This is a genomic window from Deinococcus marmoris (genome assembly GCF_001949125.1).
GTDB lineage: Bacteria > Deinococcota > Deinococci > Deinococcales > Deinococcaceae > Deinococcus > Deinococcus marmoris_A.
In genome coordinates this window covers 1-21,738 of sequence record NZ_MSTI01000007.1, presented here as the reverse complement: position 1 = coordinate 21,738, position 21,738 = coordinate 1, and the positions used below count along the sequence as shown (strand labels likewise).

The following is a 21,738-nucleotide window of genomic DNA, read 5'->3' as shown; positions in this document are numbered from 1 at the left end:
GTGGCGTGGTTGGGATTCACAGCGTTCTGTACGGGGAAAATTACGGGGTTGGCTCTTAAAAAACTCTTACACCAGCAAAAAGCCCCCACCCGCCCAAGCCGAAGCGCAGGAAGGTGGGGGCTGTCAGATCGCCTGAGTTGTCCGCTACCTTGCGTACACCACCACGGGGACCGCGCCTTTGCTGGGCCGGTAGGCCGCCAGCGAGGCGCTCGTGATCTGTGCCGCCAGACTGGCATCGTTGGGTACGAAGGTGATTCTCAGCGGCGTGAGGCGGACCGCGTCAAAGGGAATCTCGGGCAGGCCGCACCGCCAGCGCATACCGACGTCGATCTTGACCTCCTCGCACCACGCAGCGGCACCAGCGTCCGGCTTGATGTTCACCCCACGCACGTTCAGGGCTGGGCCGTCGCCCGCCACAGAGGGATCGCCAGTCAAGGCGTCCGGGCCAGGATTGGTGACCACCAGGGACAGGCCCTGCTGGGTCAGTGTGGCCTTCTCACCGGGTTGCAGAACCTGGGCGACAGGCGCGCAGGCGGAGAGGGTCAGGGCCAGGATGATTGCCAGGTACTTCATTTCAGACCTCCAGCGGCCAGCAGTTCCTGTGTTGCATCCAGGATGTCGGCGCGGTTGCGCCAGTTCAGATGAAAGTCGCCGTCCGCCAGATCAGGGAAGACCTTGATCAGTTTGAGCGCCAGGTGGGCGATGTTGTCTGCCGTGGCGGGCAGATGGAGCTGATTCAACACGCCTTCCAGCAGCGAACCCAGCGTGGCTTCCACCACTGCGCTGCCAATGGCTCCCCCGAAGAAGGGCAGCGCCTGTGCAGGGACGGCATCTGGCGTGAATCCGGCGGGCAGCAGGTTCTCAAACCCGGAAGGCGGCGCAGGGTCCGTGGTGGCGGGAGGCGTCATGTCTACGGGTGCGCCGGGCAGGTTTGGGGCACCGATCCAGCCCAGGGCCTGCTTGAGCAGATCGCGCCCGCCCATTGCCACCAGGGCGGAGGCCACCCCGAACAGCACGGTGGTCCAGGGCGAGACCAGCCCGAACAGTACCAGCTCTGCGCCGTAATTGGCGATGCTCAGTCCGAACGCGCCGCCGATCCCCAGCAGCAGGGCCAGCCCGCGCCACACCCAGGGGTTGCCAGTGATCTGGCCGTACTTCTTGAACTGCTGTTGCTCGCTGGCCCGCTTGATCGCCGCGATGGCCAGCAGGATGAACCCACCGAATTTGAAGGGCGACGTGCCCCAGCTCATGGGGTCAATGGTGGGGAGGATGTCGCTCCCCTGCGCGAAGGCGTACCCGCCTGCCAGCAGCGCCAGCGCCAGCACCCACAGCGCGTAAGCCCGCAGCAACAGCAGGATGTTGATCACCTGTTCGACGATTCGTTTCAGCATGTGTCCCTCCAGAGGGAAGAGAAATGGCCCGCGCGCAGTCGGGCCAGCAGTGAGGGCAATCCAGTTGCGCGGTCCTGGATCTATTTCGGCTGCTTTGTTGCGCGCTGGCTTTACAGTTCGTCCGCCCGTGCGGGCCGGACAAACCAGCGGCCACCGGAGAAGCCCAGGACGGTGGGATAGGGGAAGGTGTATTGCGCCTGACTGGCAGACTCGAACCCGCTGGGACCCGGCACCATCAAGCCGGGAAAGGCAGAGGGGGCCGTAAGTACAGGGGGTACGACGGGCACACCGCTGCCCAGCACGCCCCGCGCTCGCAGTTCGTGCATCACCGCCAGCACGCCGGGCCGGGTGTCCGGCTGATCGATCCGAACGCGGATGGCGGGATTGGCGAGGCTGGGCACGGTGCCCCGAATTCGCATCTGCACGCCGTTCTGCGGATCGTTGCTGGCATACGGGCTGTTCGCCACGCTGCCGTAGCCGGTGCCGTTGTACAGGAAGGCCGCATAGCCGCAGTCGGCCAGACTGGAGAGTGGGGTCAGAGCGGGGCGGCCAGCGCTCTTGAGCTTGGCCTGCACGAAGGCAGCGGCGCAGAGGACAGCGGTACGGGGATCTCGCTCAGGGTCTGTCAAATCGGTGATGCCGTATGCAGCTCCGTACTCGCGGACACGGGCAGAAGAAAGCGGTGGATCAAATTGCAGAATGCCCCCCACCCGGCCCGTGCTGGCCCCGAATGCGGTTTCCCGGTAATGCAGGGCCGCCAGCAGGTCACGGGGCACACCGACGCGCCGCTCGGCCTCGATGTAAAACGCCGCCCATTTACGGGCGGCGGCGATCATGTTTGCGTTCAGGTACATCTATTCGTCCTCCAGAGGTGGATCCACCGGCCACTGTCGCGGCGGCTGGTGGCTGTAAATCTGTTCCAGCAGCCGGGCATAGTTCTGCGCGTCGTTGCGCTGGCCCAGCACGGTGTAGAAGCGGCTCATCACGCGCTCCAGCTTCTTCTCGGCCTTCGCCAGTCGCCCTTCCACCAGCTCCAGGCGCTCGCTCAGACTTTCCTTCTCGGCCACGCTGGCCTTGCCGCCCCGCCACTGGCTGAGCAGGTACCCGATGGCCCAGATCAACACGGCGGCACCACCGAACAGCGGGGACTTGCTGATCGCGTTCAGAATCACTTCCTGATCTGGCATCAGCCCTCCCGCCGTTTGATCCAGGCGGGCGGGTGGTCCACCAGTCGCTTGACCCACTGCTGCCGTGGGAACCAGTCCCGGAAGTCGCGCAGCAGCAGCCACAGCGAACCGATGGCCAGAGAGGAATACGTGAAATAGCTGGTGGTCAGGCCGCTGCCGGTCACGAATACGGATGCCACCAGAAAGAAGTACGCGCTGGAGAACAGGTGGGCCGTCTGAGACCAGCCCGTTCCTGGCTTGACCAGCAGAAGAGAGAGCGCGATGGTCCCCGCCACCCAGCCCCAGACCTTCCAGGGCAGCACGTCATCAAAGGCGTTGAAGCTGCCAACGATGTAGGGCAGGTAGGGCCGCAGCACTACTGTCAGCACGAAGCCGAGGTGGACCGCCAGCGTGACCCAGTGCAGGGCGGACTGGGGGCGATGGCCGAAGAAGGTTTGAATCCACATCCAGATCGCCCGGACCATCCCTGCCGGACCCGAGAGCAGCCGTTGCCAGCGCGCCCTCACGGTTCCACGCCGTCCCGCCAGACTTCGCCGTCCAACCATTGCCACTTCCAGCTATAGGAGGTCCACAGCTCGCGCCTGGGCACCGTGCCGCCGTACTTGCCCAGGGTCCAGGAATAGACGCCGCCGTAGCGGGCGCTGCCGTCCGGGATGATGGGCTGGTACGGCGCACCGTTGCGTTTGCGGCTGATGGTGCTGGTCTTGCGGACCCGCAGGCTGACCGTGAACAGGCAGTCGCTGGACGGCTGAAGAAATGCCTGATAGGCGAAGCCCAGGGTGTAATCGGGGAAGACGTTCAGGTGGCAGTCGGGCACGGAGGCCGCCGCGAAGGCAAAGAGAGGCGGCGTGGGCGGAATGCTGTTGAGCAACGCTCCAGAATGGGTTGCCCCAGCCAGCAGGGCCAGCAGCAGCACAGAAGTTCGCATGGGAATCACCTCCTAGAAAGGTGGGGAGTGGGTTCAGGGACGGACGGCCAGCGGGTCCGGCAACGGGCAGTCGGTGGGTGCCCACCCTGGCCAGCCGAAATCACCAGGGGAACAGCCGGCCATGACCGCTGCCTCACCTACCGCGTCCGCGTGTGCTTCCAGGGCGTTGCAGTTCCAGGCGGGCTGGCGCAGACAGGCGGCTCCCAGGAACGCGGCGGGAATCAGGTAATGGCGCTGCTGCCACAGGTGCGTGACCTCATGGGCCACCATCCGCGTGCTGACCTGCCCGGATTCGATGCGGATCACACCCCGGCCAGCAGTGGCGGCCAGGGGTGCGAGGCTGCCCGGTGCAACCTCGATGGCGGTATAGGAAAGCCCCCAGACCGTTGGGGAATCTGGGGGCAGTTTTGGCGCGCAAGCGCACAGCAGGAGGACCAGCAGCCACCTCACGCCACCCGCCGCCCCACCACCACATCTGCCGCCGCCCAGACCGCCAGGTGATCGGCGATCCAGTCGGTGATCAGGGACTCAGGCACCGCCCCCGCCGTGTACGAACGGTTGCCAATCGGCCCCTCGGTGGCGTTGTCGCTGAAGCCGAAGTCCAGCCTGCGCCCTGGCTGTCCAGCCAGCGGCGCAGCCCAGGCCACATCGTTGTCGTCCACGATGTTCGTGGTCTTGTCCATGAAGAAGTTGCTGGCGTAATTGCGGGCATAGATGCCCACGTCAATGTTCGCGCCGTTCTGGTCCACCCGAGACCCGTCCGGCGCAAAGCCGGTCTGCGCGATCCGGTTGCTGATGATCTTGCCGAAATTGGTGGACGACATGCTGATGCCCGTGTTGGAGGTGCGCACGGCGGTGTTGCGCTGCGCCGTGGTGTATTCGCCGCCCTCGTCGCCCATGACGATGGCCGAACCCGAGTAGATATTGCTGGGCACCGTGTCATACGCGCCGTCGATGAGGTTGCGGTCAATCATCAATGGGCTGGCCGACGTGCCGCCCGATTTGTAGGTGTTGATGTTGTCCTCGACGCGGGATTCTCCGGGCAGATTGGTGACCCAGTTGTCCTTGATCGACATGCCTGCCACGCCGCGCACCTTGTCGAGCTGCACCGCCTGCACGCGGTACCAGCCCACGCCATCACCGCCCAGCGAGAACCCGTTGGGCGAGCTGCGGTCCCGGAAGCGTCCGTCGATATTGCGGAAGCGGTTGCGCTCGGCCCGGAAGGTGCCACCGCCCCAGCAGCACGTCTGGAGGTTGATGCCCACGCCGTTGAAGTTGCAGTTCTCGACGATGATGTTTTTCGCGTACTCGAACAGGATGCCGCCGCCGCGCTGTCCGTCTGCGAGATCCAGCCCTGGCGTGATGACGCTGCAATCGCGGATCACCACGTCCACCGCGACGGTGTTGCCCGGTGGCAGGCCGTAGGCCGCGTTGCCGATGGCGGCCTGCCCGGTGGTGTTGCCTGAAGGCGCGCTGGCCGTGCTGTGCGTCAGCAGCAGTGGGCGCGTGGTGTTGACGTAGATGGCGCACTGGCCCTTGACCAGCGTGCGCGCGGTCAGGCCCGTCACCAGTGAACGCCCAGCATCCGGCCCGCCCACAATCGGCACAATGCCCAGGCCGTCCAGGTAGGCATCGTTGATGACCACAAACGCGCTCCAGGTGATCGTGCTGGGGTCCGGCTCCACATACAGGGCAGGGTCTGGCGTGGGCGGCGGCGTGCCTCCCGAGATGGCGACAGTGACGTTGGTTGTGCCCTGCGCCGTTCGGTTCTGGCTGTCGGTGGCGATGGCGATCAGGGTCAGGGTGCCGTTGTCCGCAGCCGTCACATCGGTGGTGGCCGTGTAAGGCGGACTGCTGGAGCGGCTGATGAAATTGGCCGGGCTGACGCTGCCCCGGTAGAAATCCAGCCATTTGATGGTCAGACCGCTGGGAGGGGTGGCCACTGCGCCCAGGGCGAGCGGCCTTGCGGTGGTCACGCTGCCGGGTGAAGCACTCACGCCGACGGTTGCTCCTGGCAGCGGGATGGCGACGGTGACGGTTTGCGTGGTGGTGGCAAAGTTGCCAGCAGCATCGGTGGCCCTGAGCAGGTAGACGTGCGTGCCGTTGCTGGACCGCGTGATGCCCTCGGTGACCTCGCCGCCGGGGGGGATGGTGATTGCCGTACCGTCCCGCGTGAGCAGCAGCGTGACCGCGCCGCCCGCATCGGTCCCGCTGGCGTTCAGGGTCAGGGTGCCGTCGGCAGTGAAGTTAAGCGAGCTGGCGGTCAGGAGGGGGACGGGTGCGGTGGTGTCGGGCACGCCGATGGCAACGTCGATCTTGAAGCTGACCTCACGGGGATTGCCTTGCTTGTCCACCACCACCGCGCGGAACTGGACCTCGCCGTTGTCCACGAAAGTCAGCTCGGCAGGGCAGGTATAGGGGGCAGACAGGCGCTGGCCGATCTGCACGGTGCCTTTGAAGAAATCCACCCGCGCCGTGTTGCTGCTGTCACTCAGCTCGACAGCGAGCGGATAAGGCGAGGCGGTCACAGGGCCAGCAGCGCCGGTGAACAGGATGGTGGGCCGAGGCGGCGGCGCTGAACCAGAGCCGGGCCGAATGCCCGCGAGCAGGGCCAGCAGACGTGCGATTGAGGACATGGGGCCTCCAATGGCCAAAGCAAAGCCCCCACATTTCTGTAGGGGCTTGCATAAATTCTGTTGTGGACGTTGACAAGGCTATGCGTTAGTCGTCAAGCTAAATGAGTAGACCCTCGCGGTGTTAGAGCACCCAGGGCCACCTACGCCTTACGGGAGGCACAGCATGAAAGAGAATACAACCGCTCCGGCGGAGTCCATGCCCTATGACTGGGACACCCTGCTCCGCGAGAAACGGGAGAAGACGGTCAGGAAGGCGCTGAAGAGTGGCGATATCGATCTGCTCGTCAGCCTGACCATGCACAACCTGCTGGCCTACGGGCGCGGCGGGGCGCACACCAGCCCGCACACGATGCGCGGGTACACGACTGGCGTGCGGGCCTATCTCGCCTACGCGCTGCCCCTCGGCTGGAAGCGGCTGACCGAACACGATACGGACCTGACCATCGGCTACATCCGGGGGCTGGAGCGGCAGGGGATGAAGCCCGGCACCATCAACTCCAGGCGCAGCGCCGCCCGCGCCCTGTACCGCGCCCTGCGGTGGGCCAACGTGCTGGAAGGTGATCCTTTCGCCGACACCCCTCGCGCCCATGACACTGAGGACAAGTGGACGAAGCGGGAGGCGTACTCGCGAGAGGACATCAATGCCCTGCTCGCCCTAGCGGACGCGGACGAAACGCGGTTCTTGCTCCTGGGCGCGCATGGGGCGCTGAGGATGTCTGAGCTGATCGGTTTAAGGTGGCAGCACATTGACCTCCTGAAGCGGGTGATGGTGGTGACCGGCAAAGGCCGGAAGACGGCGACGGTTCACCTCACCGCAGCGCTGACCGAGTCGCTGGCCCAGGTGCCGGAGGAGGACAGGGAAGGGCCGGTGCTGGCCTGGCAGAACCAGAAGACCGTGCGGCTGGTTTTGCGGAGTCTGTGCAGCCGCACCGGGGTCAAATACGAGAAGCGCCACGTCCACGGTCTGCGGCACTCGGCGGCCACGCTGCTCCTGGACCAGTGCGGCGACATCTTCGTGGTGGCGAGGCATCTGCGGCACAGCAGCATTTCAACGACAGAAACCTATGCGAAGTTGAGCAGCACGAAGCTCACCGATGCGCTCAAGAGCTGGGACGTGGCAGAGGACGCAGCGGACTAACCCCGACATCAGCAGCGCCCAGGAGATGATTCCTGGGCGCTTTTCTTTGGCTTTCTTTGGCCGATATTCGGCTTGATCTTCAACCCGACATCTGAACGTATCGGGAGAAATCAGCGGATGCGGTAGCCTCAGCAGAACACCCCGCGCACGCCAATGCGGGGGTGTGGTTGGGCCGCCCGAAGGCTGCTGGATCGCGGTGATTTAGTGTACTTCGGAAACAAATGCGGTCTGCGTTGGAGCCTTATGCCTTTTATGAATGCTCGCTGCAATGCTTGCGGGACTATTTTCCCGTCAGTAATGGAAATACCCGATGACGGCGACGATATGAGAGTTTCAAATATAGTCTTCGGGCCTTGCCCGAACTGTGGAGGTTCCGGCCCCTTAATTGCAGATGGTTTGACAATAAGTGTTTCAGGTGGAAATGTGACTGTTCCACGAGGGGGCATATCGAAAGCTGATTTAGCGATTATCACCTCCGTCCTCTCGCCGTTCCAGTTGAACGGACGAAGTAAGAAGGCTACTCAGCAAGCAATCGCTAAAGTTTTGCCTGAACTTGCGCCTGAAATTAACAAACTCAATGAAGGGCAATTGGCTGTACTACTTGCCTTTATTATTGGGTTATTCACCTTTCTTCAAAATCAATTGAATTCGGACAGCGCTTCGGTCCAGGGAGAACAAATCATTCAGCTTATTCGAGAACAAACTGCTGCAATCCAGAAGCAGACAGAGCAAGCTCAGAGAAGTTCGGATCGATCATTCCAACTTGATCAAGAGAGGAATGATCTGCTGCGACAGCAGTCAGAACTTCTCAAAGAACATCTGAAGGAAGCTCCAGAACAGCATGAAGGCTCCCATCCCCAGCAAAAACCAGGGGGGAAATAGCGCAAGGGGTCGAGGCGGAAGCATTTTTGCGAGGCCGGTGCCGATCATCAAGGCACTGACCAGGGCCGCAAATAGAACGCCGATGGTCATCGCGGTTAGGATCAAGGTGCGCTCCCTATATGAAATGTCTCCAATCATCTGGGGGCTGTTTTGCTGGCCGATTCTGTGTGCTATTGGTTCCCCGGATGCTCGGTACAGCCAAACTCGGCATTGGTGTATAGCACAGCCTCGTCCCCGCTTTCGGCAAAAGCCCAAGCGTTTTCACCATCACCATCTGGACCCGCATACGATGTGGTGGTTAGGGCGCAGGTTTTCACATCCTCGTCGCCAGCATCATTCATCACAGGGTCTTTTGCGCCCCAGTGAGGGCAGGTATTACACCGTTCCATGCGTCCTCCTGTCTGCGTCATGCGAGTAGCCCCCCGTCCCGCAGGCGGGTTTCGAGTTCTGCTTCCCGCACTCGCAACGCCTCCACTCGCGCAATCAACGAGGTCAAGACCGCCTGATCGTAAGCTGCCGCCGCCACGATTGCGGTGTTGGGCGGGACTGTGCTGGTCAGCGCCAGCGCCTTGAGTGGTTTGGGGTACAGGCTGCCGTCCAGCGTGGAGAACGGGCTGCTCGTGGTGGCGACACCTGCCGCACCCGTCTTGACGAACACCCCTGGCATCGAGAGCGCAGACGCCCCGGCCTGAATCCCGATGCGGGCCACGAACAGCGTTTGCCCGATGGAGGTAGGTCCGGTGTACCGCACGTTGATTTTCGGGTTGTGCGTGTTGCCAGAGGTCAGCCCCGTGACGAGCATCCAGAGGATGTGCCAGTCGTGACCGTCAATCGTTCCCAGCTTGATGCTGCCCTGCGCGGCGTTGCCATAGTTGACGTTCCCGTCCAGGGGCTTGAGTGTGGGCGTCTCGTCACTGGGATAGGTCCATCCCACTGCGCCGCGCTGAACGTTGCTGGCGGTCACGTCGCTCAGGCGCAACCGGAAGGGGGTGGTTCCGATCTGCGTTCCCACGCTGACCAGCGCCCACACCACAGCCTGCGTGGCGTTGATGACCACATTCCGGCCCGCGCCCGTGGTGGACCCGGCATCGGAGGTGATGACAAACTTGGTGGTGTCATACGCGCCGCTTGGCCCTTTGCGGTCTGTGCTGTTGGCAGTCACGGTCTGCCCGCCGTCCACGGTCCACTGCGCCACAAAATCATCGGAGTACGGCATGTCGTTCACGGCGGCAACGGGTTTGGCCGTGACGGAGGTGTAGACCGGGTTCGGCTGGCCCGCGACTGCCTCATCCCCCAAGAGCACCCAGCCGGATTTGCCTACGCCTGTGGCCTTGAGGTACTTGAGCGTCCCGAGTGCGCCGTCTGTGCGGGTGTACTCGCTGCCAGGATTGGCGGTGATCACACCTTCCGGGCTGCCTGTTCCCACTGTGCGGCTGATGGCCGGGGCATCGGGTGAGCCGCCCTGGGTCATCACGCCGCTAAAATGCACGTTCCCCACATGGAAGGCATCGCTGTTGTAACTGCCCGTGTAGTGCGTGCGTCCCGGCCCCAGCACGTCCTTGGAAGGCTCTGGGAGGTTGCGAAACCAGTAGGCCGCGCCGTTTTGCCGTGCCCCGAACACATTGATGATCGGGCAGATCGAGCCAGCGCCAATCCTGAACACGGCGTCTGAGCCGTTGGAGTTGGTGTAGCCGCCGAAAATGTTCAGGGTGCAGAGTCCGGTGTACTCCAGTTGGTAGAGCGCCCCCAGGTTGGCCTCGGATTTGGCGTCATAGACCGAGAAGGTCATGGTCCCGCTGAATCTCATCAGGCCCAGTTGGTTGTTGTCGCCGCTGGGGCCATAGACGGAACCCACGCACGCGCCGCCGCCTGCCAGATCAAATCCGTATTCGTCTGATCCGTTGCTCGTCACGTTGTCAATGCGGTGCGGGGCATGAACCCCCTCAGTGCGAATGTTTGATTTTCGCCCGTTCTTCACCAGCAGGTTTTGGATCACGCAGGTTTCGCCCAACTGCCACACGGCCAGCGGATGCCCGCCGCTGGAGTTTTGGCTCTTGTTGCCGTCGATGACGAGGTTTTCGAGGCGGGCGTAGTGCAGCCAGTCCCCACCGAGCTTGTTGGCCCAACTGCTCGATTGGATGGTATTTGTTCCCGCTGGTGCGCCGGGGGCCAGCTTGATCTGTGCGCCTGCGGTGGCGTCACAGCTTGATCCGCGCAGGGTAAACCCCGGAATCCAGATGATCGCCGTGTCGGTGTAGTAGGCGTTCAGGGCGGACGTAAACAGTAACGTGCCGCGCTCCCAGCGGTTCTTGACGCCCTGCGCGGCCATGTTGATCCGCACGCCGCCTTTCGTGGCGTCATTGACCGGGAGTGCGCCGTAGACACCCACGCTAATCACGCCGGGGCTGGCTGCTTGATACAAGAAATAACCATTCGTGGCCGTCGCGTGCCGGATATACATGCCGCCGTCATCTGCCGGGTAGCTGCCTTCCTGCCAGATGTAGACGCCGCCGCCGCCGTCGCCTGGGGCGTAATAGCCACGCACTCGGATGGTGGCGTTAGCCCTGCGGATTGGGTTGGTGCGGAGTGCGGCGATGGTCCCTACGCTGTTGTCCCGCAGGTTGAAAATCGGCAGACTGGGGGTGCTGCCCGCCATCATTTTTAGGTAAACGTCGCCCGTCTCGGCGTCAGTAAGGTTATTACCCACCGGGGTAGCGGCCCACTCCGTCCCTACGGCGGCAGCGTTGGCTACGGTTTTGCCCAGGGCGGTGCTGATGGCGATGCTGGCGAGTGCGGCCTGGGCGTTGGCCTGCGACTGCGCGATATCGGTCTGAAGATCGGCCAGCTCCCCCAGCACCACCTGGGCATCCCCCACGAACTGCCCGATCTTGTCGGCTTCAGCCCCCGCCCGGTCTGCCTGGGCTTTCGAGTAGGCGATATGGGCGTCGAGAACCTGTAAATCATCGTCGGTGACGACACGCTTTCTGTTACTGGGATTCGTCATCGATGACCTCCAGGAGATGGCTGTAAGTGAATGTGGCGTCTGGGTAGCTGTACGTCCGGCCCGATTCCGCGCCGAACCCCACGCCTGCCAGCGGTTCCACCTCGTAAAGCCCGTCCTCCACTGCCGTCACGCGCAGCAGCCCGAGTGGGTAATTGCCCGCGACACCCGCGATGGGGTTGGGCTGAGGCGAGGGATCGCCTGGATACAGCCGCCACAGCGGATCAGCCAGCAGATAGGTCACTGAGAAGGCACGGGCATTCCCCTCGCCGTAAGGTTCTTCGTGATCCATCACGGCCCGGATGGCCACGCTGCTGGCCCCCTCGGCAAACCCGGTGGCCGCCAGAGCCAGGGCATGCCAGCGCGCAGCCCGCGTGCCCACGTCGAAAGCGTTGATGCCCTCCACGCGGAAACGCACCTGCATCTGAACGGGTTTGGGCTTGCGGCTGCCACTCGCCCAGGTCACCCCCCTGGCGGTCTGGCGCGCGGTGGTGTTCAGCGGCACCTTGATCTGATCGCGGTGCGCTGATACAGGGGATGGCCCCTCGGAAGCCAGATAGATCAACCCCCCGACAATCAGCGCGGGCGGCAGCGCCTCGGAAGGCGTGCTGTCAGGCAGCAGCCGGGGCAGACGGTTCAGGAGGTCCAGCGCCGTCATACGGCCCTCACGGCGTCCAGCGTGGCGGTCTGGTCTTTCGCCGTGATGGCCGCCGCAAAGCTGAGTTTCTCGGCGTCATCACTCTGTCCACAACGCACCTCCGTGTACAGCTCGCCGTCCTCGTCCACGTCGTACACGAACAGGTCCACCGGCAGTTCTCGGGTGCCTGTCAGGTTGCCCGCGAGATCCCGGCGCAGGATGCGGATTTTTGGTGCAGGATCGGTGTCCCAGCCAGGCAGCCGAACCGTGGCCGGGTTCTGGATGGGCAGCCGGGCCAACGGTCCCGCCGTCGCCAGCATCAGCTCTGCGTCGGCCTGAATGAGGGCAGCGGCGCTGATGCGCAGGGGCGTGGCCACGCTGGCCTGCGAGACCGTGAAGGACAGGCGCTTGCCCACGCTCCAGCGGTCTCGGAGTCGCCCGTCCCGGAGTTTCCAGGGGAACAGGTTCAACCCGCCTGCCGTGGTGTTCGGGCGTTCCACGGTCAGCAGCACCAGATCGTCGCCCGCCTGCCCGCTGATGGTCACCCGTTCCACGCTGCCCCCCTCCACCGCCAGCACGAAGCCATCGGGAAGCGGGGTGGTGTCGGGGTAGTCCAGGGTCAGGCTGTAGGTCACCGCGAGCGCGCCGGGCGGAGCGCTGATCTCGATAGCCGTGTCGGGCTTGCCATCAGCCAGCAAAGGACTGTCCCCGGTCACGCTGGGCGTACCAGGGGGCACGCCGTCCGGGTAGAGGGCTGTGGCCACCGAGACGCCCACTGTTGGAGCTTCCAGCGGCTGGAACAGCTCAGCATTGGCGGGCACGGCCACACTGCGCCATGCCTGCCCATAGGTATGCGGGGCCACGGGCACCTCGCGGGTCAGCGGGCCAGCCCGGGCCAGGTCCTCTGCGTACCGTGTGGCGTCCCGCAGGTTGCCCGTGCTGGACAGCAGGCTGTACACGGCCCCGGCTTGCAGCGTCCGCGCCCAGATCAGGCGCACGTCCGTCACCAGTGCGGTGCTGTCCACGTCCAGGCCGTCGATCTCCACCAGTTCCCCGGCCTCATCGATTTCCAGCAGGCCAGTCGGATACCCGAACACGGGGCGGCGGTCTGCGTTCACGCCCCAGTCGGGGTTCTCGTCCCGGCTCTCGGTGCTGCCGTCCGCGTTCAGGTAGACCTGGCTGCGGCGGCTTCTGCCCTTGAGCCGTTCGTCGATCAGCTTGGCAACAGACCAGAAGTTGCCGTCAATCGCCGCGCTGGTGATGTCCAGGTCTGGAATGTTCGGTTCGTCCGGGCGGATCAGGATGGGGCCGATCTGCCCGTCGATGCCCAGTTGACCAGAGGCATTGAGCTGCAAGAACAACTCCCGCACCTGCGCGCCCAGGTCCATCTCAGGCAGAGTGCCCCGCACTTCCACCTCGGTCAGGCGTTTCATGCGGAAGCCCTGCAACTTGTAGCGCCCGATCTCGCTGTCTGCGCTGCCGTTCACCACGGCCACTCCGGCGTAGCGGTTGCGCCAGATCGCGTTTGGGCCGCTGCGGAACTGGACGGTCACGATGTCACGCGGGCCAATGCCGAGGCTCACTGGATCCCCCTCGAACGTGGCTTCACGGCAATCGCCGTTGCCGCGCACCTCCATGCGGCGGGGGCCACCGTCCAGGCGCAGCTCATCCGGCCCCATCTCAAGCTGCCGGTAAAAGCGAAAGGTGCCTTCTGGGGAAAGCACCTCCAAGCGGTATTCGTCTGTTAAGCCCATTGTTCACCTCCCTTAAAGTGCCCCGGTGGTGCTGACGTAGCCGGTGCCCGTCCCTGCTGGCCCGGAAACCTCGATCCTTACTCCACGTCTGAATGTTTCGTCGAGGCTGCCCACAGACCCCTTGAAGCTGTCCGCCGCTTCCTTGATCCCTCGCATGCCTTCCAGCAGCGGAGTCGCAATAGCGAACTGGATCGGCTCCGGCAGGGTGCTGAGGTTGCTGGTGTTGACCCCCTGCGTGTCCGGCGTGCCCGTGATGCCGTATTGCTGGGCGTAGCCCTGGAGCCTGGGGGCCACGTCCGTATAGAACTTGCTGGCCAGCCCGTCCACCTGGTTCACGGCGGCGTCGATGCCAGCGAGCGCAGCAACATCGTCCTCGGTACCCGGCGTCTTCAGCGCGTCGGACCACGCCTTGATCGCCGGGGCGATGATTTCCTTGAGCAGCGTTTGGTTGATGAACAGGTCGATGACGCCATTGAGCATCCCATCGAACACCGTTTCATGCAGCTTGTCCTTGAACTTGGAGAAGTCGTTGTTGAGGATGGCGTCCTTCAACCCACCCTTGATGCCATCCGTGAAGGCAGCCGACATGGTCTTGGCGAAGGTCAGGCCCAGCTCGTCGATCTGGTTGACCACCTCTGGACCGCCACCGAACACGTCAGCGAAGAAGCCGCGCGAACGGGTGAAGGTCTTCTGGTAATCGCCGCCGTTCAGGAGCGGGTTGTCCTTCTGGAAGTCCTCCTTGAGCTTCTTGACCTCGGCCTGCGCCTTCTTGAATCCGGCGATGGCGTCGGCGATGGAACTGGCCACCTTCGTGATGGCTCCCACCCACGCGCCGATGTCTGCCGGGTTCAGCAGGATCTTGCTCACATCGGAGGCGAGGTCCACCAGTTTCCCGGCGGCGTTCCCGATGCCTGTGATGTTGGCGATGATGTCTGTGCCGCTCGTCCCGTCGTCCAGGGCAGCGAAGGCCCCAGCGAGTTGCTGAACGTACCCGGCGTATTCCTGGAACTTGCCGATGGCCTGGAGCGCCCCCGCGATGGCAGGATTCATGGCCCGCAGACTGGCGGCCAGCTCGTCGAACTGCCGGGCCAGCACAGGGTTCCCCGCCTCACGGGCCGCCTGCGCAAACCCTTCCAGCTCGGTTCCGGCCTGCTGGAGGCCCTGCACAAATTCGGGGGCTGTAATCTTCCCGGAATCGAAATCCTCGGTGAGCTGCTTGATACCGTCCTGCATGTCCTTCAGGTCAAGCTTCTCGGTCAGCTTGATGTCGGGTTCCGATCCGAACTCCCGGATGAGGTTCAGCAGGTTCTGAAGGTCATCCTCGGTGAGCCGCCCTGCCTTCCGGGCGGTGTCCAGAGATTCGGTCAGGGCATTCAGGGTGGTGGTGTCGCTCAGGCCCTCGCTGCCCAGCCCGAAGATGGTGTCGGACCATTTGGTGAATTCATTCGTGGGAGCAGCAGGGGCGTCCAGTGTCCGGTTCACGCCGTCCTGAATCCCGTCTGCCGTGATGCTGGCCAGCGCATCCTGGTACGCCTGCGCGTTCTCGATCCCGTCTTGCAGCGCCTTGCGGGTGGCAGCGGGCAGGGCCTGACCCACCTCCGAGGCGAGCAGGTCCGCTGCCTGCGTCATGGCGACGCCCAGAGTTGCGGAATCTAACTCGGTGTTGAGTGCTGGCGTCAGGTCACGAGCAGCAGCGATAGCCCGCGCTGTTTCAGCCCCGCCCGGCTGGGTGTTCGTGAACCCGCCTCCGTTGCTGCTGGGGGCGTACCCGGCCTTACTGGGGTCTTCGTAGGCGGCCACGCCTTGGCGCAGCTCAGTTAGAAGCGCTTTGAGTCGCGCCACCATCGCCGGATCGGTCACGTGATCAAGCTGGTCCACCACCTGTGAAATCTGATCCTCGATGGTGCCCGAGAGGCCAGAAAAGAACAGGTTGAATCCATCTGTAAGGGCAGTAGATTTCGCCAGCGCATTGATCTTGTCGGTCAGATCGCCGATGGTGGCAGCGGCGTCCTCGCCCCGGTTAGAGGCTGCCCACGCTTCGTCCAGGGCCTCCTGCAAGGTCTGCATGGCCCCCGAGGTGTCGCCCAGCTCCACCAGGGCGTCGGAGGTCTTTCCTGCCTCGGTGGTCAGGCGCTCCATCCAAGCGGTGGTGTTGGCCAGAATGACCTCCTGATCACGGATGGCTTGGCTGACCGCATCCACCGTGCCAGGGGCGAGTTTTCCAGCGGATTCCAGGTCCTGAAGCACCTTTACGTAAGCAGCGTTTGCCTCGGTGCTGCCAGGAATCTGGTCTAGCGCGGTTTGCTGGGTGGCCACGTAGCCCTGTGCGGCCCGTTGCGCTCGGTCATAGCTGTCGGCGACATCCGCGTAAGCTCCAGCGGCAATCTGGGCGTCGATGGCCTGATCCCGCATCAGGTCCGAAATATGGGCCACCGTGCCGCCCGCCACCTGTCCAGCTTTTGCCATGTCCTGGAGCAGCTTCAGGTACTCGGCGTTGCCTTCGATGGTTCCTGGCATGGCCGCCACGGCGTCTTCCAGGCTGACCGCATAACTCTTGCCTGCCTCTGCGGCCCGGCTCTGTCCGTCGCCCAGGTCTGCGAACATTCCGGCAGCGATCTGGGCGTCAATGCCCGCCTGATAGAGGGCCTCGGCGCTCTGGCGCGCACCTTTGACATATTTGGTTTGAGCCACACCACCTTTAGTGGCAGCGTCTGCGGCCTGATCCATGCCCACGCGGTAAGCGGTCAGATCCGCGATTTCTACCTTGCCCGTGGCGATCTTCTCGCGCATCCCATCGGCGAGCTTGCTATAGGCGTCGCGGGCATCCTGGATGGCCTTGGTCTGGTCTTCCAGGGCCTGGTTTCCCGCGCTGGTCTGGGCGTTCCTGAGTTTGACCACAGTGTCGGCATAGGTCTGGTTTGCAGCATCGATGTTGCGCTGCTTATTCGGATTGGTGATGTCGTTCTGGAATGCACGGATGGCCTTGTCGCGGGTGGCACGGGCAACCTGTTCGCTGGCGTTGAATTCATCTTGCCCCTGACGCTTGATCAGGGCCACCTTCTGGGCTGCGGTGCCCTTGAAATCGGCCAGTTCCTTCTTGTTCAGTTCCTGCGTGCGGGCGAGGTCTGCCTCAGCCTCCTGCACGTCCAGGTCACGGCGCTCGGCAGCATATTTGGCGCGAAGCTGGGCCAGCTCTTTGGAGCGTTCCACAGCAGCTTTGGCGGTCTCCTCGGCCAACTTTCCGATCAATGCGGCGTTATCCTCCAGCGCCTTTTTCGCCGCCTTGCCTGCTTCGGTGTCCAGATCGGCGCGGCGCTTCAGCTCGGCCTTCGCGCCGTCCCAGCGGGCCAGATCACCCTCTTTCTGGACACCGCCCTTGATGATGTCGCTCAGGCGGCCCGTTCCAGCGTTCCGCATGTCGGCCACCATTTTCTCGGCAGCAAGCCGCTCGGCCAGTTGCTGCTGTTCGCGCTGGGTGGGGGTGAGATCGGGCTTCTTGTCGGTGATGGATTTCAGTTTCTTGGCTGCGTCTCCGGCCAGATCCAGGAGTGCGCGATACTTCGCCGTCTCGCCGTTGCGTTTCTTCTCGGCACTGGCGGCAGCCAGGGCATCGGTGCTGATGGCTTTGAGATTCTTGCTGATCTCGGCAGAGGGGCGGCCCAGATCGCCCAGGCTCTGCGTGATGTCGAGCTGGCCCTTCAAACGGTCAAAGGTCTGGCCGTACTGGGAGGTGGCTTTATCTGCCTTTTTGGTGGCCAGTCCAGCATATTCCAGCGCTCGGGCCGTGATGTCGCTCTGATCGCCAAAGGATTTGAGGGCATCTTTGGCCTTGTTCCATTTGGCCGAATTGGGCGCGGTGCCGCCAGGTGCGTACTTCTCCACCTGATCCAGAATGCGTCTGGCCTCCTTAACGTAGGTCTCAAACGCCTTGATCGGCGCAGCAGACGCGGCTCCGCCTGCTCCTGCATCGGGCCGGACCTCGGGCACCTTGGCCCCCAGCACGGGCAGCATGTCACCGGGACGCACGATCCAGTTGGGCGTGCCCAGTTTACCAATCGCCACATCGCCCACGGGGTTCACGCCGGGGCTGGTGGGGTTGCCATACTTGTCGAATTTGCCACCGTTGGCCGCATAGGTCACGCGGTTGTTGCCACGCACCATGCCGTCGCCGATGTAGATACCAGTGTGATTCTGGCCATTCTCCGTGTAGAACACCACATCGCCCTTCTGAAGATCTTTCGTGCCGCTATACCGCTGAGCAAAACCCGCCTTGAGCAGGTTACGGGCGGCATCGGTGGCCTCGGTTTTGCCGTCCCCATTGCTGTCGGTCTGGAACAGGGCATTGATCTTGCCTGCCACTTCTGGTGTGGCCTTGCCAAGCACGAGCCGCACCCACTGGGCGCAGTAATTCACGATGCTGTCGGCGCTGACCTGTCCCAGCTTGCCCGCCCCGGCCTCGACCACCTTTGCGCCCAGGGCGTCGGCTCCCGCCGCCGTCAGGGCCACACCCGCTGGGCCACCGGTCTGAAGCGGGCCAGTGAAGGTGCCGTTGGCCTGGGCCTCCTGCTGCACCTGAAAGCTCAGGTCTGCCACTGCGGCTTCCAGCGCAGCCACCTTGGCTTTCTGGGCGTCCAGACGGGGCTGGAACTGCTCTGACACTTTGCCCGTCGCGCGTTGCTGCGCATCCGCCACGCTCTGCGCAGACGCCAATTGGCTTCTGGCCGTGGCCAGTTCCTCTTCCTTGGCCTCCTTCTGCTTGAGCAGATCCGACTTGCCGACGCCGTTTTTCAGGTCACGCGCCTGATTGAACTTGCTCAACACGTCGTTCAGGCCCGTGAGCATGTCGTTGATACCGTCCAGCACGCTGGTTTTGGTAGACGCAAACAGCTCGCCCACATTCACCCACAGCGACTTCCATTTGGCCGAAACCTCATCAGATTTCTGGCTGATGGTGGCGGCCACCTTGCCGTAGGCTTCCGCCGTTTTACCTGCCGCGTTCGCCTGCCCTTCCAGGGTGGCGGTCAGGCGCTCGAAATTGCCGTTAGCCAGACCCGTCACGGCGGGCAGACCGCCCACGTCGCCGAACAGCCGGGCCATCGCCTCGCTGTTGCCGTCGGTCTTCTCGATCACGTCGCGCAGGAATGGCACGAGGCCCTTGGCTGCCAGCGCCTGGGCATTGAACTGGATACCGAGATCTTTGGCGGTCTCTTTTGCCTGCATGCTGGGCTTGATGATGTTCGTCAGCGCCGAGCGCAGGTATTCGATGGCGGAGGACGGCTTGATGCCCTGCGCGGTCAGTGCGGCCACGCTGCCCAGCACCTCGTCCAGACTCAGGCCGGCCATTTTGGCGGTGGGCAGCACCATACCGAGACTCTGGGCGAGTTGCGAGAAGCTCATCTTGCCGTCGTCGACGGCCTTAAAGAGTTTATCGCTGACCATTGTGGCGTCAGACGCTTCCAGTTTGTAGGCGTTCAACACGCTGGTCAGCACGTCGGTGGCAGTGGCAGTCTCCGTGGCTCCAGCGCGCGCCAGTTCAGCGGACTGCTTGAGCAGCGCCAGGCTGGCCGTCATGTCCTCAGTGCCCTTGACCCCTGCACCCAGCACGTCATACAGACCCGCGTTGAGATCCGTGTAGGTGGCCCCCACGTCGCCGCTCATCTTCAGGATCGCGCGTCCAGTGTCCCCGAGCTGGGCGGTGGTCTTGTCAGTCAGCGTAGCGATCTGCGCCAGCCCCTTCTCAAATTTGGCGTACTCGTTGACCGCTTTGGTTGCCGCCAGCGCCGCGCCGCCCACCACCAGGGCAAGCCCACCCACAGCCAGCCCAGCAGGGCCAGCAGCAGAGGCGATGCCCTGGAAGGCATTGATGGCCGCGCCGCCCTGGGAAGCCATCATGCCCAGTTGACCGGGCAGCATCCCGAAGCTGTTGACGATGTTGCCGGACAGGCCACCCGCATTGATGCCGCCCCGGATGGTGTTCTGCTCACGGGCGAGGCGCTGAATCTCGCGGTTGACCTGACCAAGCTGCGTGGTGGTCAGGTTGCCACTGCGGGCCATCGTCTGCAAACTGGCGGTGATCCGCGCACTTTCGGCGGCATAGACGGCAGATGCGGCCCGGAACTCGGTGGAATTGCGCCGCACGCCCGCCGTGGCCGTGTCGAACGCCGCCCGCATGGCTCCAGCCTCGGTCCTGATCCGCTGGAAGGCGTCGGTGTTAATGGAGCGCAGGCTGCCCGTCAGGCGGGTCAATCCAGCGTCCAGCGCCTTGAAGTCGGCTGTCCCGGCTGTGGCCCCGGCAGACGCCGTGCGGAGACGGCCTTGCAGGGCAGTGAGCTGGGAACCGAACTGCGCGGCGTTTACGTCCCCGCGCTTCCACTGGTTGTTCAGGGCTTCCAGCTCGGCCAGGAGTGCCCGATTAGCTGCTGAGATGCCCGGCCCACCGCGTCCGCCGCCGCCACCGCCGCCCCCACCACCACCGAGAGCGCGGAGCTGGCTGATCAGGCTCTGAAGGGCCGTGATCTGGGTGTTGATTTGCGTGTACACCGCATTCAGCGCCGTGGTGTTCACGGTCACGCGGTATTGCATGTTCGCGCCGAGGCCGTTCAACATGCCCTTGAGGGTGGTCAGGTCATTCTTGATCGCGTCGAAATTCGAGAAGCTGACTTTCAGCAACACCGAGCGGCCCTGGAGGCGGGCCAGCTCAGCATTGACGCTGGTCAAATCAAACTTCAGGCGCACCGTTCCAGTGTTCTGGAGTTTGCCCAGCGTTTGCATGATGCCCTGTAAAGCCGTCTGTGCCCGTGCGAGGTCTGCGGCGTTGCCTGCCCGTCCCGCCAGTGTTGCCGCTTCCTTGCGGGCCGTCACGAGTGCCCGGACTGCCGCCGCCGCCTCGCGGTCTGCCTGTGCGCCTAGCCGCGCGGTCAGGACCGACTGGGCTGACAGGGTTTTGAGTTCTGCCGTCACGCCCCGGATGGCCCCAGCCTGCTCTTTGTAAGCCGTCCCCAGCAGTCGGGCAGCTTGCGCGCGGGCCTGAGCGTCCCGCTCTGACATTCCCTTGAGGGCAGCCAGATCAGCCTTAACCTGCTCAATCGCAGTCTTTGCCGCGCGGTTGTCGATGTTCAGCTTCACACCGTTGGTACGCTCAACAAACTGACGGGCCTTCTGAAGATCACGCTCGATGCCTGTCAAATCTAGGCCCGTATCGATAAAGAGGCCGCCCACAGATTGACCTTTGGTCATGGTTTAGTCACCTCCAGGGCAACGAAAAACCGCCCGGAAGGGCGGCGTGAATGGTTATGAACCTGAGAGGCGATCTATTCAATGTCTATTTCTAGATTTGTGCTGCTGCCCGTGCATTGATAGGTGGATTGAATCAACGCACCGAAACTGTTTTGCGCCTCTATTGTCCCATTCAGACGGTAACCACTCGTCACCGTCAGCACGTCACGGCCTATCTCATTCCCAAACTTTGCGGTAGATGGGGCCTTGAGCTTTTCGCGCACGCCGCGCTGGCAGGCCACCAGAAAACTGGTTTGGTAGTCAGGCGTGGAGGGAGCAAGAGAACCCCAGATCGCCAGCGCGGCCAGGACGGCGATTGGAACCCCGATCAGTACCGCCGCCCATTCCCAGAAGCCCTTACGCTGGCCCGTGCGTCGCACCTGCGCCCGGTAGGCTTCCTCGGCTTCAATGCGGGCGTTTGTCTCAGGGTCCAGGGTCATGCCCCCAAGATAAACGCCCCAGCGAGTGCCAGGGCGCGGGTGCGGATGTGGGCGCGTCAGTTCAGCTCCAGCACCCGTTCATCCTTTTTTGCTTTCACGTCCAGCAACGGCGCGGCATCAATGGTGCGGGTCTGGTCAGGAGCGCCCACCCACTTCTGATGAAGCTGCTCCAACATTTCTTTGATCCGGGTCACGCGCACCGGGCCGTAGAGCTGTCTCCCCTCTGGACTCTGGGCAATCTGCGCCACTTCATCCATGCTGTACACATCCAGGGCCGTCAGGGCAGCCAGGACTTTCGAGGCGGCGCTGTCGAAACGGGCCGCAGCTTTGGCGTAGTCACGCTGCTTGAGTTCCTGCTCCCGGGGAAGCAAGGGCAGCGAGGGCACCTGAATCACTGTGCCGTCCTCCAGTTCCAGATCCTCAATCTCGCGGGGCAAGGGCGTAAAGGGGCGCTTAGTCAAGGGAGGAG

General features: G+C 63.5%; 16 protein-coding genes. 2 read left to right on the top strand and 14 right to left on the bottom strand.

The window, feature by feature from the left end; translation table 11 throughout:
* Positions 1-144: 144 nt before the first annotated feature.
* The 8 genes from BOO71_RS00705 to BOO71_RS00670 all read right to left on the bottom strand — a co-directional run bounded on the left by BOO71_RS00705 (position 145) and on the right by BOO71_RS00670 (position 6,142).
* Complete coding sequence (locus BOO71_RS00705) at positions 145-573, bottom strand: hypothetical protein (RefSeq protein WP_075830079.1); 429 nt, start codon at positions 571-573, stop codon at positions 145-147.
* On the bottom strand, positions 570-1,391 hold the full coding sequence (locus tag BOO71_RS00700) for a hypothetical protein (RefSeq protein WP_075830078.1): 822 nt from the start codon (positions 1,389-1,391) through the stop codon (positions 570-572). The genes BOO71_RS00705 and BOO71_RS00700 overlap by 4 nt, the downstream gene beginning before the upstream one ends.
* 110 nt (positions 1,392-1,501) lie before the next feature.
* Positions 1,502-2,245, bottom strand: a complete 744-nt coding sequence (locus tag BOO71_RS00695) for a hypothetical protein (RefSeq protein ID WP_075830077.1) — start codon at positions 2,243-2,245, stop codon at positions 1,502-1,504.
* On the bottom strand, positions 2,246-2,578 hold the full coding sequence (locus tag BOO71_RS00690; protein WP_075830076.1) for a hypothetical protein: 333 nt from the start codon (positions 2,576-2,578) through the stop codon (positions 2,246-2,248).
* Positions 2,578-3,123, bottom strand: a complete 546-nt coding sequence (locus BOO71_RS00685; protein WP_139322652.1) for a hypothetical protein — start codon at positions 3,121-3,123, stop codon at positions 2,578-2,580. The genes BOO71_RS00690 and BOO71_RS00685 overlap by 1 nt, the downstream gene beginning before the upstream one ends.
* Positions 3,081-3,506: a hypothetical protein gene (locus BOO71_RS00680; protein WP_075830074.1), complete on the bottom strand. Its 426-nt coding sequence runs from the start codon at positions 3,504-3,506 to the stop codon at positions 3,081-3,083. Before BOO71_RS00680 ends, BOO71_RS00685 begins: the two co-directional genes overlap by 43 nt.
* Before the next feature lie 33 nt (positions 3,507-3,539).
* Entirely contained in the window at positions 3,540-3,956 is a 417-nt protein-coding gene (locus tag BOO71_RS00675) for a hypothetical protein (RefSeq protein WP_075830073.1), read from the bottom strand.
* Complete coding sequence (locus BOO71_RS00670; protein ID WP_075830072.1) at positions 3,953-6,142, bottom strand: hypothetical protein; 2,190 nt, start codon at positions 6,140-6,142, stop codon at positions 3,953-3,955. The genes BOO71_RS00675 and BOO71_RS00670 overlap by 4 nt, the downstream gene beginning before the upstream one ends.
* Before the next feature lie 163 nt (positions 6,143-6,305).
* Between BOO71_RS00670 and BOO71_RS00665 the strand changes: the two genes are divergently transcribed.
* Positions 6,306-7,280: a tyrosine-type recombinase/integrase gene (locus tag BOO71_RS00665; RefSeq protein WP_083652814.1), complete on the top strand. Its 975-nt coding sequence runs from the start codon at positions 6,306-6,308 to the stop codon at positions 7,278-7,280.
* A gap of 243 nt (positions 7,281-7,523) precedes the next feature.
* Positions 7,524-8,162: a hypothetical protein gene (locus BOO71_RS26615; RefSeq protein ID WP_139322651.1), complete on the top strand. Its 639-nt coding sequence runs from the start codon at positions 7,524-7,526 to the stop codon at positions 8,160-8,162.
* Positions 8,163-8,568: 406 nt separating this feature from the next.
* Here the strand turns inward: BOO71_RS26615 and BOO71_RS00655 are convergent, their stop codons facing one another.
* From BOO71_RS00655 to BOO71_RS00630, 6 genes are all read right to left on the bottom strand, one after another.
* Positions 8,569-11,166, bottom strand: a complete 2,598-nt coding sequence (locus tag BOO71_RS00655; protein ID WP_075830069.1) for a hypothetical protein — start codon at positions 11,164-11,166, stop codon at positions 8,569-8,571.
* Positions 11,150-11,821: a hypothetical protein gene (locus BOO71_RS00650; protein WP_075830068.1), complete on the bottom strand. Its 672-nt coding sequence runs from the start codon at positions 11,819-11,821 to the stop codon at positions 11,150-11,152. Before BOO71_RS00650 ends, BOO71_RS00655 begins: the two co-directional genes overlap by 17 nt.
* Positions 11,818-13,554, bottom strand: coding sequence for a hypothetical protein (locus BOO71_RS00645; RefSeq protein WP_075830067.1), 1,737 nt, complete (start codon positions 13,552-13,554; stop codon positions 11,818-11,820). Before BOO71_RS00645 ends, BOO71_RS00650 begins: the two co-directional genes overlap by 4 nt.
* 12 nt (positions 13,555-13,566) lie before the next feature.
* Positions 13,567-20,790 carry a phage tail tape measure protein gene (locus tag BOO71_RS00640; protein ID WP_075830066.1) on the bottom strand — a complete coding sequence of 2,408 codons (7,224 nt, stop codon included), beginning with the start codon at positions 20,788-20,790 and terminating at the stop codon, positions 13,567-13,569.
* 74 nt (positions 20,791-20,864) lie between these two features.
* Positions 20,865-21,269: a hypothetical protein gene (locus BOO71_RS00635; protein ID WP_075830065.1), complete on the bottom strand. Its 405-nt coding sequence runs from the start codon at positions 21,267-21,269 to the stop codon at positions 20,865-20,867.
* A gap of 56 nt (positions 21,270-21,325) precedes the next feature.
* The coding region (locus tag BOO71_RS00630; protein ID WP_217694829.1) for a hypothetical protein at positions 21,326-21,738 on the bottom strand (413 nt) is incomplete at its 5' end.

Excerpts from the sequence above, each read along its gene's own strand:
- BOO71_RS00635 (WP_075830065.1), bottom strand. The coding sequence starts at position 21,269 with ATGACCCTGGACCCTGAGACAAACGCCCGCATTGAAGCCGAGGAAGCC.
- BOO71_RS00695 (WP_075830077.1), bottom strand. The coding sequence starts at position 2,245 with ATGTACCTGAACGCAAACATGATCGCCGCCGCCCGTAAATGGGCGGCG.
- BOO71_RS00685 (WP_139322652.1), bottom strand. The coding sequence starts at position 3,123 with ATGGTTGGACGGCGAAGTCTGGCGGGACGGCGTGGAACCGTGAGGGCG.
- BOO71_RS00705 (WP_075830079.1), bottom strand. The coding sequence starts at position 573 with ATGAAGTACCTGGCAATCATCCTGGCCCTGACCCTCTCCGCCTGCGCG.
- BOO71_RS00640 (WP_075830066.1), bottom strand. The coding sequence starts at position 20,790 with ATGACCAAAGGTCAATCTGTGGGCGGCCTCTTTATCGATACGGGCCTA.
- BOO71_RS00670 (WP_075830072.1), bottom strand. The coding sequence starts at position 6,142 with ATGTCCTCAATCGCACGTCTGCTGGCCCTGCTCGCGGGCATTCGGCCC.
- BOO71_RS00690 (WP_075830076.1), bottom strand. The coding sequence starts at position 2,578 with ATGCCAGATCAGGAAGTGATTCTGAACGCGATCAGCAAGTCCCCGCTG.
- BOO71_RS00700 (WP_075830078.1), bottom strand. The coding sequence starts at position 1,391 with ATGCTGAAACGAATCGTCGAACAGGTGATCAACATCCTGCTGTTGCTG.
- BOO71_RS00655 (WP_075830069.1), bottom strand. The coding sequence starts at position 11,166 with ATGACGAATCCCAGTAACAGAAAGCGTGTCGTCACCGACGATGATTTA.
- BOO71_RS00680 (WP_075830074.1), bottom strand. The coding sequence starts at position 3,506 with ATGCGAACTTCTGTGCTGCTGCTGGCCCTGCTGGCTGGGGCAACCCAT.
- BOO71_RS00645 (WP_075830067.1), bottom strand. The coding sequence starts at position 13,554 with ATGGGCTTAACAGACGAATACCGCTTGGAGGTGCTTTCCCCAGAAGGC.
- BOO71_RS00665 (WP_083652814.1), top strand. The coding sequence starts at position 6,306 with ATGAAAGAGAATACAACCGCTCCGGCGGAGTCCATGCCCTATGACTGG.
- BOO71_RS26615 (WP_139322651.1), top strand. The coding sequence starts at position 7,524 with ATGCCTTTTATGAATGCTCGCTGCAATGCTTGCGGGACTATTTTCCCG.
- BOO71_RS00650 (WP_075830068.1), bottom strand. The coding sequence starts at position 11,821 with ATGACGGCGCTGGACCTCCTGAACCGTCTGCCCCGGCTGCTGCCTGAC.